At 70.3% G+C, this 12,850-nt stretch carries 8 protein-coding genes; all 8 read right to left on the reverse strand.

The window, feature by feature from the left end; translation table 11 throughout:
- Positions 1-35: 35 nt before the first annotated feature.
- The 8 genes from ACFWRT_RS29175 to ACFWRT_RS29210 all read right to left on the reverse strand — a co-directional run bounded on the left by ACFWRT_RS29175 (position 36) and on the right by ACFWRT_RS29210 (position 12,732).
- Complete coding sequence (locus ACFWRT_RS29175; protein ID WP_380951923.1) at positions 36-3,755, reverse strand: ThuA domain-containing protein; 3,720 nt, start codon at positions 3,753-3,755, stop codon at positions 36-38.
- Positions 3,756-4,051: 296 nt separating this feature from the next.
- Complete coding sequence (locus ACFWRT_RS29180) at positions 4,052-5,056, reverse strand: sugar phosphate isomerase/epimerase family protein (RefSeq protein WP_380951924.1); 1,005 nt, start codon at positions 5,054-5,056, stop codon at positions 4,052-4,054.
- Between the two features lie 14 nt (positions 5,057-5,070).
- Positions 5,071-6,321 (reverse strand): Gfo/Idh/MocA family protein, encoded by a 1,251-nt coding sequence (locus tag ACFWRT_RS29185; RefSeq protein ID WP_380951925.1) that lies wholly within the window; start codon positions 6,319-6,321, stop codon positions 5,071-5,073.
- A gap of 71 nt (positions 6,322-6,392) precedes the next feature.
- On the reverse strand, positions 6,393-7,430 hold the full coding sequence (locus tag ACFWRT_RS29190) for a substrate-binding domain-containing protein (RefSeq protein WP_380951927.1): 1,038 nt from the start codon (positions 7,428-7,430) through the stop codon (positions 6,393-6,395).
- Between the two features lie 82 nt (positions 7,431-7,512).
- Positions 7,513-8,565, reverse strand: coding sequence for an ABC transporter permease (locus ACFWRT_RS29195; RefSeq protein WP_380951928.1), 1,053 nt, complete (start codon positions 8,563-8,565; stop codon positions 7,513-7,515).
- Positions 8,562-10,085, reverse strand: a complete 1,524-nt coding sequence (locus ACFWRT_RS29200) for a sugar ABC transporter ATP-binding protein (RefSeq protein ID WP_380951930.1) — start codon at positions 10,083-10,085, stop codon at positions 8,562-8,564. Before ACFWRT_RS29200 ends, ACFWRT_RS29195 begins: the two co-directional genes overlap by 4 nt.
- Positions 10,086-10,424: 339 nt before the next feature.
- Positions 10,425-11,606, reverse strand: coding sequence for an ROK family transcriptional regulator (locus ACFWRT_RS29205; protein ID WP_018513416.1), 1,182 nt, complete (start codon positions 11,604-11,606; stop codon positions 10,425-10,427).
- Positions 11,607-11,754: 148 nt separating this feature from the next.
- Entirely contained in the window at positions 11,755-12,732 is a 978-nt protein-coding gene (locus tag ACFWRT_RS29210; protein ID WP_380951931.1) for a beta-ketoacyl-ACP synthase III, read from the reverse strand.
- Positions 12,733-12,850: the final 118 nt, after the last annotated feature.

Below are 12,850 nucleotides of genomic sequence, written 5' to 3' on the forward strand. Positions count from 1 at the left end.
GCCTCCCCCGCCCGTCGTCGGCAGAGGTGGCCGCCCTACGTCGAGGGCAGCTCCTTCAGCTGGATGTTGCGGAAGGACACCTGGTCGCCGGCTCCATGGTTCTGGAGGCCGATGTAGCCGTCCTTCAGGCTGCGGGCCGGGTCGGTGTTGGTGAAGTCGTTGATCTTCGCTCCGTTGAGGAAGAGCTGCAGACGTTCGCCCTGGACCCTGATCTCGTAGCTGTTCCACTGGCCCGGCGGCCGCAGGACGCGGTCACGGGCCTTGATGTTCGCCGACTTGAATCCGTAGACGGCACCGGTGGTGCGGTCGGCGGCATCGGTGGCGTCGATCTGGATCTCGTAGCCATTGTTGACCGCCGACCAGGGGTCGTCGGACTCCGGGAAGCCCACGAAGACACCGGAGTTGTCGTCGCCGGCCATCTTCCAGTCGAGCTTGAGCGAGTACGCCTTCAGCTCCTTGGCCTGGTAGGTGAGCAGGCCCATGCCGCCCTCGGAGTGCAGGGCGCCGTCACTGACGGAGAACTTCCCCGGACCCGCCTGCTTCCAGCCTTCCAGCGTCTTGCCGTTGAAGATCGGCCGGTAGTCCTTGTTCGGCTTGCAGTCGGCCTTGACCTGGCCGGTGGCGTAACGCAGGCCGCCCGACAGGTGCTGGCGGAAGGCGCTCTCGGCGTAGGACTCCTTGGTGTGGCCGAGGCCGGTGTAGAAGGAGCGGCCGCCCTGGTAGGTCTGGCACCAGGAGATCGGGTGGTCGCCCTTCATGTTTCCACCGGTGTAGGTGGTCTCGTCCAAGGTGGCCAACACCTTCGCCTTGTCACGGGGGTTGGTGCGGTAGTTGTACCACTCGTCGGTGCGCTCCCACTCCTCGTCCAGGTGCGCGGTGGCCGGATGGTCGTGGTCCTCGACGCGGACGGTGGCGGGCTGGATCTGCGGGTGCGAGTCGAAGTAGGCGCCGACGAGGCCGCCATAGAACTCCCAGTCGTACTCGGTGTCGGCGGCCGCGTGGATGCCGACGTAACCGCCGCCGGTGGCCACGTAGTTCTCGAACGCCTTCTGCTGGTCGGTGTTGAGGACGTCACCGGTGGTGGAGAGGAAGGCGACGGCGTCGTAGCGGGCGAGGTTGCTGGTGGTGAACTGGGCGGCGGACTCGGTGGAGTCGACCGTGATGTTGGTGTCCTTGCCGATCTCCTTCAGTGCGGCGATGCCGGCCGGGATGGAGTCGTGGCGGAAGCCGGCGGTCTTGGAGAAGACCAGGACGCGCTTGGCGGTCCTGTCGACCGGGCTGTTCGACAGTTCGAAGTCGTCGACGTCGTAGAGCGCGCCGTCACCGCCCTTGAAGACGAGGAAGAGTTCGGTCTGCTTCTTCGGTGCTCCGCGCAGCGGGATGTCGATGTCCTGGAAGGTGTCCCAGCTCCCGGTCACCGGGACCGGGCCCGAGCCGAGGAGCTTGCCGGTGGGCGATCCGGTGCGCACCTCCAGGAAGCCGCCCGAACCGGCCGACGAGATACGGGCGGTGAGCTTGGTGGTGCCACCGAGGACGTAGGTCTTGAAGGAGATCCAGTCGTCGTTGTGGATGTCCCCGACGGTCTTTCCGCCGTGCGCGCTCGACTTGCTCGGCGTGGTGACGCCGGAGGAGTCGTCGAAGTGCTCGGCCTGGCGGTGCTTGGGCTGGAGACGCGAGGTGTCCTTGCCGGTCAGCTTGGCCTGGCCGCCACCGCCGTTGTCGGTGTAGGAGGCTGAAATGCCGCCGTAGATATTGGCGTTGGGGTCGTGGCCGCCTTCCATGGCGGTCTTGATGGTGCCTTCGCAGCCGTGCTCGGTGGTGATGTCGTGGCCGTGACTGTCGTGGCCGAGGGTGAACTTGACCTCGACCTTGGTGCAGTCGATGGTGCCGTCCTCCGGGTCGCTGACGTTCACCTTGAACGGCACGGAGTCACCGAACTCGAAGAGCTGCCCGTCCTCGGGGAGCAGCAGCTCCACGGTCGGGGCGGTGTTGCCGACGGTGATGTGGACGCTGGCGGAGCCGGTGCGGCCGGTGGGGTCCTCGGCGGTGAGCGTCGCGACGTACGTACCGTTCTTCTTGTACGTGTACGTCGGGTTCGCGGCCTTGGAGGTGCCGCCGTCACCGAAGTCCCAGGCGTACGTGAGCGGGTCGTCGTCGCCGTCCGACGTACCGGCCGAGGAGAACTTCACCTTCAGCGGTGCGGTGCCGGAGGTCTTGTCCGCCGAGGCCTCCGCGATGGGTGAGCGGCCTCCGGTGGCGTTCTCGATGCGGTAGAGCGCGGAGTTCTCGTCGCCGCCGAACCAGGCGAGGCCGTAGTCCAGGACGTACAGGGCCCCGTCCGGGCCGAAGGCCATGTCCATGATCTGCGTACCGGACCACGGCACGTCGTTGATGGACTGGACGGCGCCGTCCGCGTCCTGCTCGATGCGCTTGATCCAGCGGCGGCCGAACTCACCGGCGAAGAAGTCGCCGTCGTACGCCTCGGGGAACTTGACCGGGGAGTCGAGGTCCGCGTCGTAGCGGTAGACCGGTCCGCCCATCGGGGACTCGGAGCCGGTGCCGAACTCGGGCAGCGAGCCGCCGTCGTACGGGATCCAGGCGGCCTCGGCCGGCGGCAGGTCGACGAGGCCGGTGTTGTGCGGCGACTCGTTCTTCAGGTTCGCGCAGTCGAAGGCGGCACCGGAGGTCTTGGTGGCGAAGTCGTAGTCGATGTACGGCTCGTTCTCGCCGACGCAGTACGGCCAGCCGAAGTTGCCGGCCTTCGTCACCCGCGCGAACTCCACCTTGCCGGACGGCCCGCGCTTCGGGTCGGCCGCACCGGCGTCGGGGCCGTAGTCACCGACGTACACGATGCCGGTGGCCTGGTCGACGGAGAAGCGGAACGGGTTGCGGAAGCCCATCGCGTAGATCTCGGGGCGCGTCCTGTCCGTCCCGGGCTCGAAGAGGTTGCCCTCGGGGACGGTGTACGAGCCGTCCTCGGCGACCTTGATGCGCAGGATCTTGCCGCGGAGGTCGTTGGTGTTGCCGGAGGTCCGCTGGGCGTCGAACGCCGGGTTGCGGTCGGCGCGTTCGTCGATCGGCGTGTAGCCGTCGGAGGCGAAGGGGTTGGTGTCGTCGCCGGTGGAGAGGTAGAGGTTGCCGTCCTTGTCGAAGTCGATGTCACCGCCGACGTGGCAGCAGATGCCGCGCGAGGTGGGGACGTCCAGGACCTTCTTCTCACTGGCGGTGTCGAGCGTGCCGTCCTCGTTGAGCACGAAGCGGGAGAGCCGGTTGACGCCGTCGAACTTCGCGAAGTCGGCCGCCGTCCCGGTCTCGGGGGCATCGCCTGCCGGGGTGTCCAACGGGGGTGCGTAGAACAGGTAGATGGCCCGGTTCTCCGCGAAGTCCGGGTCGACGCCGACGCCTTGGAGGCCCTCCTCGTCGTGCGTGTACACGGGGAGGGTGCCGGAGACCTTGGTGTTGCCGGCGCTGTCGGTGATCCGCAGCTCGCCGCCGCGCGAGGTGTGCAGCACGCTGCGGTCGGGGAGGACGGCGAGCGACATGGGCTCGCCGGTCTCCTCCGCGCCCTTGGCGAGGGTGACCTGCTGGAAGTCCTCCGCCACGGGCTCCTCGTGGCCCGGGTGACCGGGGTGGGCGGTGGCGCCGGGGGCGGAGCCGAGGGTCAGGGTCGCGGCGGCGAGGAGGCCGCCGGTGAACAGCGCGAGCGATTTGCGGACGCGGGTCCGGGCCAGGAGCCGCTTTCTGGTTCGGTGCACTGAGGTCCTCCGGAGAGTGCCGGTTGTACGGGCGGGTGTAGCCGTGCCGTGCCGCGCGGGGACTGCCGCGCGTGTGTCACCGGGAATGGGAGTGACCCCAGTGATGCGAGTGACCCCGGTGACGCGAGTCATGTCGTGTACACGTGGTGGACGGTAGACCTGTTCGTCCGTGACGGAAAGCCCTTGTGCAAGGGTTGAATCGAACTTCTGCTTCCGCCAGGACAAAGGAGATTCCGGGCAGCGCGAGGCAGCCCCGGGCACTTCAGGGAGCACCCGGGACCGCTCTGCCGCAGCTCCTACTCGCCGCCGCCGAAGGCCGCGTCGAACGAGGCCGACGGCGGGTCGAAGTCGAACCTCTTGAGGCTGGCAAGCGCTTCCGGAGCACCGGTCAGCCGGTCCATGCCCGCGTCCTCCCACTCCACCGAGATGGGGCCCTCGTAGCCGATGGACCGCAGCATCCGGAACACGTCCTCCCAGGGCACGTCACCGTGGCCGGCGGAGACGAAGTCCCAGCCGCGCCGGGGGTCGCCCCACGGCAGGTGCGAGCCGAGGCGGCCGTTGCGGCCGTCGAGGCGCTTGCGGGCCTCCTTGCAGTCCACGTGGTAGATCCGGTCCCGGAAGTCGTAGAGGAAGCCCACCGGGTCGAGGTCCTGCCAGACGAAGTGGCTCGGGTCGAAGTTCAGCCCGAACGCGGGCCGGTGGTCGACCGCTTCCAGCGCGCGTTTGGTGGTCCAGTAGTCGTACGCGATCTCGCTCGGGTGCACCTCGTGGGCGAAGCGCACCCCCTCCGCGTCGAAGACGTCCAGGACCGGGTTCCAGCGCTCGGCGAAGTCCTCGTAGCCCCGCTCGATCATGTGCGGCGGGACCGGCGGGAACATGGCGACCAGGTGCCAGATCGAGGAGCCGGTGAACCCGATGACCGTGTCGACGCCGAAGGCGGCGGCGGCACGGGCGGTGTCCGCGATCTCGGCCGCCGCACGCTGCCGTACGCCTTCGGCCTCTCCGTCGCCCCAGATGCGGGCGGGCAGGATGCCCTGGTGGCGTTCGTCGATCGGGCTGTCGCAGACGGCCTGGCCGACCAGGTGGTTGGAGATGGCGAAGCACTTCAGCCCGTACCTGTCGAGCAGTTGGTGCCTGCTGTCCAGGTAGCCGGGGTCGGAGAGTGCCTTGTCGACTTCGAAGTGGTCTCCCCAGCAGGCGAGTTCGAGACCGTCGTAGCCGAAGTCCCGGGCGTGCTTGCAGACCTCCTCCAGCGGGAGGTCGGCCCACTGGCCGGTGAACAGGGTGAAGGGGCGGGGCATGGGGCGACTACCTCCTAGGACGAGGGGACCGGGGTGTGTACGGAGTTCTTGGCGGCGCTCTCCTCGACGGCGGCGAGCACCCGCTGGACCTGGAGGCCGTCCGCGAACGAGGGCCGGGGCGTCAGGCCTTCGGCGATCGTGCGGACCACGTCACGGGCCTGGTGGACGAAGGTGTGCTCGTACCCGAGGGCGTGGCCCGGCGGCCACCAGGCCTCCAGGTAGGGGTGTTCGGGTTCGGTGACCAGGATGCGGCGGAAGCCGGCGGTGGCGGCGGGCTCGGTGTGGTCGTGGAAGGACAGCTCGTTGAGCCGCTCCAGGTCGAAGGCGAGCGAGCCCAGCTCCCCGTTGATCTCCAGCCGCAGCGCGTTCTTGCGGCCCGCAGCCATCCGGGTCGCCTCGAAGGAGGCCAGCGCCCCGGAGGCGAGGCGCCCGGTGAAGATCGCCGCGTCGTCCACGGTCACCTCACCGCGCGCCACCGCGTCCGCACCGCCGGAGAGCCCGGCCGACGCACCCGAGAGCAGGGGCCGCTCCCGTACGAAGGTCTCGGCCACGGCCGACACCCCGGTCAGCAGCTCCCCCGCCAGGTACTGGGCGAGGTCGACGATGTGCGCGCCCAGGTCGCCCAGCGCGCCCGATCCGGCGTGCTCACGCTTGAGCCGCCAGGTGAGCGGGGAGGCCGGGTCGACCAGCCAGTCCTGGAGGTAGCTGGCGCGTACGTGGCGCAGGGCGCCGAGGCGGCCGTCCGCGATGAGCTGACGGGCGAAGGTGATGGCGGGCACCTTGCGGTAGTTGAAGCCCACCATCGCGACCTGGCCCCGGGCCTGCGCCGCCTCGGCGGCGCGGACCATCGCCTCCGCCTCGGCGACCGTGTTGGCGAGCGGCTTCTCGCACAGCACGTGCTTGCCCGCCTCCAGGGCGGCGATGGCGATCTCCGCATGGCTGTCGCCGGGCGTGCAGATGTCGATCAGCTGCACGTCGTCCCGGGCGATCAGCGCCCGCCAGTCGGTCTCCGCGGCCGCCCAGCCGTGCCGGGCGGCGGCGGCGTCGACCGCCGCACGGTCGCGTCCGCAGATCGCGGCGAGAGCGGGCCGCACCGGCAGGTCGAAGACGTGTCCGGCGGTGCGCCACCCCTGGGAGTGGGCGGCGCCCATGAACGCGTACCCGACCATGCCGACCCCGAGCGTCCCCCGCACCTGCTGCGGGGGCGGTGTCGCGGTCACGGTCCCGGTCTGCGGTTCCGTCTCCTGCTCTTGACTACGGGCCATGCGGACTTCCTCCTCGTCGGTGTGCGGTAACGGGCCGGGGGACGCGCTCGCCGCGCCCCCCGGAGTCCCGGTCAGTTGAAGCCCGTCGGCAGGTACTGGTCGATGTTGTCCTTGGTGACGACCGCGGAGTACAGGGTCAGCGAGGTCGGGATCTCCATCTCGGAGAGGCCGCTGACGCCCTTGGACTGGCCGAGCGCGCGGGCCAGGTCGATCGCGGAGGCGGCCATCGTCGGCGGGTAGAGGACGGTCGCCTTGATGACCGAGTTGTCGGCCTTGATGGCGTCCATCGCGGACTTGGCGCCGGCGCCGCCGACCATGATGAACTCGTCGCGGCCCGCCTGCTGGATGGCGCGGAGCGCGCCGACGCCCTGGTCGTCGTCGTGGTTCCACAGGGCGTCGAACTGCTTCTGCGCCTGAAGGAGTTGGGCCATCTTCGCCTGGCCCGACTCGACGGTGAACTCGGCGGCCTGACGGGCCACCAGCTTGATGTTGGAGTAGTTCTTCAGCGCGTCGGCGAAGCCCTGGCTGCGCTGCTTGGTCAGCTCCAGGTTGTCGATGCCGGCGAGCTCGACGACCTTGGCGTTCGCCTTGTCCTTGAGCTGTTCGCCGATGTAGTGACCGGCGTTGAGGCCCATGCCGTAGTTGTCACCGCCGACCCAGCAGCGGTACGCCTGCGGGGAGGCGAAGATGCGGTCCAGGTTGACGACGGGGATGCCCGCCTTCATGGCCTCCAGGCCGACCTGGGTGAGCGCCTTGCCGTCGGCGGGAAGGATGACGAGGACGTCGACCTTCTTGTTGATCAGGGTCTTGACCTGCCCGATCTGGGCGGCGGTGTCGTTGGAGCCCTCGGTGATCTCCAGCGTGACCTCGCTGTACTTCTCCGCCCGCGACTTGGCGTTCACGTTGATGGCGTTGAGCCAGCCGTGGTCGGCCTGCGGTCCGGCGAAGCCGATGGTGACGGGCTTGCCGGGCTTGTCGTCGGCGGCGGGCTGGCTGTTGCCGGCCGGCTCCGCGCTCTTCGGCTCGTTGCTGGTGCAGGCGGTGAGGAGGGCGCCCGTGGAGACGGCTGCGGCTCCGAACAGCAGCCCTCTGCGGCTGGTTTCTGGCATGGCGGTTGGACCCTTCATCCGGTGGGTGAGGTGCGACGTGCGGCTCAGGACGGGTAAGTGCGTTACGTGAAGCGGGAGTTGCTCAGGTCTCGCCGCCGCGCAGGGTGCGGCGCTGGACGAGGACGGCGGCGACGATGATGGCGCCCTTGGCGATCTGCTGGACGTCGCTCTGGAGGTTGTTGAGCGCGAAGATGTTGGTGATCGTGGTGAAGATCAGGACGCCGAGGACGGAGCCGACGATGGTGCCGCGGCCGCCGCTGAGCAGGGTGCCGCCGATGATCGCGGCGGCGATGGCGTCGAGCTCGTACAGGTTGCCGTTGGTGTTCTGGCCGGAACCCGCGAGCACGATCAGCATGAAGGCGGCGATGCCGCAGCAGAGCCCGGAGAGCACGTAGAGGTAGAGGCGCTGACGGCGGACGTCGATCCCGGCGAGCCGGGCCGCCTCCGCGTTGCCGCCCACGGCGACCGTGCGGCGGCCGAAGGTGGTGCGGTTGAGGATCAGCCAGCCGATGACGGTGACGGCGGCGAACATGATGACCAGCGGCGGGATCCCGAGGATGTAGGAGTCCGGCAGGCCGAGGCTGAGGACCGGGTCGACGGTGACGATCTGGGTCTTGCCGTCGGTGATCATGAGGGCGAGGCCGCGCGCCGAGGCGAGCATGGCGAGCGTCGCGATGAACGGGACCATCCCGCCGTACGCGATGAGCACGCCGTTCACCAGTCCGGCGACCAGGCCCACGATCACGGCGGTGAAGGCGATGCCCGCGAAGCCGTACTCCTGGGTGGCGAGCGTGGTCGCCCAGACCGAGGCGAGGGCGACCATCGCGCCGACGGAGAGGTCGATGCCGCCGCTGGTGATGACGAAGGTCATGCCGACGGTGACGACCCCGATGACGGAGGCCTGGGTCAGGATCAGCTGGAGGTTCCCGCTGTCCAGGAACGCGTCCGGTTCGGTGATGCCGCCGACCAGGACGAGGGCGGCGAGGACGCCGAGCAGGGACAGGATCCGGACGTCGAGCCGAAGACCGAGGCCGGGCTTCCGGCCACCGGTCTTCACCGGGGGCGGGTCGGCGGGGCCGGTGAGGACCCCCTTGTCCGGCCCGTTGTGCTGCGCCGACGGGGCGGGCTGTGTCATGGCGTCGGGCTCCCTTCCATCACGAGGTCGAGTACGCGGTGCTCGTCGAGCTCCTGGGCGGGGGCCGTGTGGACGACCTGTCCCTCCCGGAGCACCAGCACCCGGTCGGCGAGGCCCAGGACTTCGGGCACTTCGCTGGAGACGAGCAGGACGGCGAGGCCTTCGTCGGCCAGCCGGCGGATCACGGCGTAGAGCTCGGCGCGGGCGCCGACGTCGACACCGCGGGTGGGTTCGTCCAGCAGCAGGACCCGGCAGCCGCGCAGCAGCCAGCGGGCGAGGACGGCCTTCTGCTGGTTGCCGCCGGAGAGGGTGCGGATCGGTGTGTCCGGGTTGTCCGGCCGCAGGGAGAGTTCGCGGGTGGCCTGCTGCGCGGACCGCCGCTCGCCGCCCCGGTCGATCCAGCCGACCCGGGCGAACCGGGAGAGGGAGGAGACGGAGACGTTACGGGTCACGGACTCGGTCATCAGCAGGGCCTGGGCCTTGCGCTCCTCGGGGGCGAGGCCGATCCCGGCGGCGACGGCGGCGCGGACGCTGCCGGGCCTGAGCTGCTTGCCGTCGACGGTGACGGTCCCGGTGCTCGCCTTGCGGGCGCCGTAGATCGTCTCCAGGATCTCCGAGCGGCCGGAGCCGACGAGACCGGCGAGGCCGACGATCTCGCCGGGCCGCAGTTCGAGGTCGACGGGCGCGAACTCGCCCTTGCGGGACAGGTTTTGGACCCGCAGGACGGGTTCGGTGGTGTTCGCGGCCGCCTCGTCCGGGCGCGGCGGGAAGACGTACTCGACGTCGCGGCCGGTCATCATGGCAACGATGTCGCGTGTCGGGGTGTCGGCGGCGGGAAGCCCGACCGCGACCGCCCGGCCGTCCTTCAGCACGGTGACCCGGTCGCCGATGCGGCGGATCTCCTCCAGCCGGTGCGAGATGTAGACGACGGCGACCCCGTCGGCGGTCAGGCTGTCGACGATCCGGAAGAGGTTGTCGACCTCGTCGGGGTCGAGCGCGGCGGAGGGCTCGTCCATCACGATGAGCCGTACGTCGTGGGAGAGCGCCCGCGCCATGGAGACGATCTGCTGCTGGGCGGCGGAGAGCGAGCCGACCGGGCGGGCGGGATCGATCTCCGGGTGGCCGAGGCGGGCCAGCAGCGCCTTCGCCGCGAGACGTCCCTCCCCCGTACGGACGATGAAGCCCGCGCTGGTCGGCTCGTGGCCGAGGAAGACGTTCTCGGCGACCGACAGCCCTTCCACCAGGTCGAGTTCCTGGTAGATCGTGGCAATTCCCAGGCGCATGGCGGCGATCGGGGACTTGAGGCGGACGGGCTCGCCGCGCCAGGTGATCTCGCCGTCGTCGGGCTGGTGGGCCCCGGCGAGCACCTTGATGAGGGTGGACTTGCCCGCGCCGTTCTGGCCGAGGAGGCAGTGGACCTCGCCGGCCTGGACCTCCAGGTCGACGCCGTCCAGGGCGCGTACGCCGGGGAAGGACTTGGTGATGCCGGACATGGTGAGCAGGGGTGGTTCTGGTGCCATGACGAAATCCCCTCGGCGAATGGGGTCTCCCCCGGCCTCGGCGGGTGCCGGGCGTTCGGGGAGGGCCGGTGAGCGGGCAGGGCGCAGGGCTGGAGGTGCCGTGGAGCCGGCGGCATCGCGAGCGGCTGCTGACGGGGGGTACGTACGTGAGGCGTACCTGACCAGTGCGGTGGTGCGTACGGAACGGGCGAGTCGTGCGTACGGAACGGGAAGCGGTGGGTGCGTACGGGGTCGGGGCGAGCAGCGGTACGGGCGGCGAGCGGTGGTGCGTACGGGGTCGGCGAGCGGTGGTGCGTACGGGGTCGGCCGCGGCGTCGGCGCCGCTCACCGGCCTCGCGGTCAGGCCGGTGAGAAGAGGTGGTCGCTGATGAGGCGGGCCGCGCCGATCACTCCGGCGGTGGGGCCCAGCTCGCCCAGCACGATGGGGAGATTGCCGGTGGCCAGGGGCAGGGACTGCCGGTAGACCTGGGTGCGGACACTGGCGAGGAGGTTGTGACCGAGGCCGGTGACCCCGCCGCCGATCACCACCAGACCGGGATTGAAGAAGCTGACCAGGCTCGCGATGACCTGGCCGAGCCGGTTGCCGCCTTCGCGGATCAGGTCGAGTGCCGCCGCGTCCCCGGCCGCCGCGGCGGCGGCCACGTCGGCGGCGGTGAGGCGTCCGGCCGCCTCCAGCCGGACCGCGAGCTCGGGTGAGCGGCCCTCACGGGCGGCGTCCTCCGCGTCACGGGCCAGGGCGGCCCCGCTGAAGTGGGCCTCCAGGCAGCCCTTGTTGCCGCAGGCGCAGGCCCGGCCGTCCGGTTCCACCTGGATGTGTCCGATGTCCCCGGCGCTGCCCGTCGTACCGCGGTAGACCTCACCGCCGACGACGATCCCGCAGCCGATACCCGTACCGATCTTGACGCACAGGAAGTCGCCCACGGAGCGGGCGACGCCCGCGTGCTGCTCCCCCATCGCCATGAGGTTCACGTCGTTGTCGACCATGACGGGGCAGCCCAGATCCTGGCTGAGCGCCTCGCGGACCGGGAACCCGTCCCAGCCGGGCATGATCGGCGGCGCGACCGGCACGCCCTCGGGGAAGCGGACGGGGCCGGGGACCCCGATGCCCGCTCCGTCGAACCCCTCGGCGAGGCCGGAGGCCCGGAGCTTGGCCGCCATCGCCAGGACCTGCTCGAAGACCGCGACCGGGCCCTCGCGCACGTCCATCGGCTGGTTCAGGTGGCCCAGGACCTCCAACTCCGCGTTGGTGACGGCCACATCGATGGAGGTGGCGCCGATGTCGACCCCGAGGAAGCGCAGTTCGGGGGCGAGCCGGATGTTGTGCGAGCGGCGCCCGCCACGGGATGCGGCGAGCCCGTCGGCCACGACCAGGCCGGTCTCCAGCAGCCGGTCGACCTCGACGGCCAGCTTGGAGCGCGAGAGGTCGACCTGATCACCCAACTGGGCACGGGAGTTGGGGCCCCCGTCGCGCAGCAGCCGGAGCAGCCGTGCCTGATGCGCGTTCGCGGGTCGTGCCGTCATACGTCTCACGCGTCCCTCCCCGCCACATCCGGCCAGTCCGTCGGGCTTTCGAGGGGAACGTAGCAGCGCTTTCCCGGAGTGGGAAGAAGTTGCGCAGGAATCGGCCCCAACTTTCTCCACACTCAGGACAAAGCCTGCGCGGCCGCGCTCAGGGGCAGCGGATGACCTGTCCGGCGTACGAGAGGTTTCCGCCGAAACCGAAGAGCAGCACGGGCGCGCCGGAGGCGATCTCGCCGCGCTCCACGAGCTTGGAGAGCGCCATCGGGATGGAGGCGGCGGAGGTGTTGCCGGAGTCGACCACGTCCCGCGCGATGACCGCGTTGACCGCGCCGATCTTCCGGGCCACCGGCTCGATGATCCGCAGGTTGGCCTGGTGCAGGACGACGGCGGCCAGATCCTCCGGGGCGATACCCGCCTTCTCGCAGACCTTCCGGGCGATGGGGGGAAGCTGGGTGGTGGCCCAGCGGTAGACGGACTGGCCCTCCTGCGCGAAGCGCGGCGGCGTCCCCTCGATCCGTACGGCGTTGCCCATCTCCGGCACCGATCCCCACAGCACCGGACCGATCCCGGGGCCGCCCGGGGTGTCGGGGGCGGACGGGCTGTCGGAGGCGGACGGGTCGGCGGTGACGACGGCGGCGCCCGCGCCGTCGCCGAGCAGGACGCAGGTGGTGCGGTCCGTCCAGTCGGCGATGTCGGCCATCTTGTCGGCGCCGATGACCAGGGCCCGGGTCGCCGCACCGGCCCGGATCGTGTGGTCGGCGACGGCCAGGGCGTGGGTGAAGCCGGAGCAGACCACGTTGATGTCCATCACGGCGGGTGACCCCATGCCGAGCCGCGCCGCGACCCGCGCCGCCATGCTCGGGGAACGGTCGATGGCGGTGGAGGTGGCCACCAGGACCAGATCGATGTCGGAGGGCTGGAGGCCGGCGGCGGCCAGCGCCTTGGCACCGGCGTGCGCGGCCAGCTCGTCGACCGGCTCGTCGGGGCCGCCCACGTGCCGGGTCTTGATGCCGACCCGGCTCGTGATCCACTCGTCGCTCGTGTCGACCATGGCCGCCAGATCGTCGTTGGTGAGCACCTTGGCGGGCTGATAGTGGCCGAGCGCCACGACACGTGAGCCGGTCATACGGGTTCCCATCGTCACTTCGGGCAGGAAACATCCAGTCTTGGTGGCTACCGTCCGGTACGAGGGCACGTGATCCCACAGGAATCCGGCCCACACGTTGGAGCATTGACAACAGCCT

Origin of the sequence: Streptomyces cyaneofuscatus (assembly GCF_042718795.1) — a bacterium.
GTDB lineage: Bacteria > Actinomycetota > Actinomycetes > Streptomycetales > Streptomycetaceae > Streptomyces > Streptomyces cyaneofuscatus_A.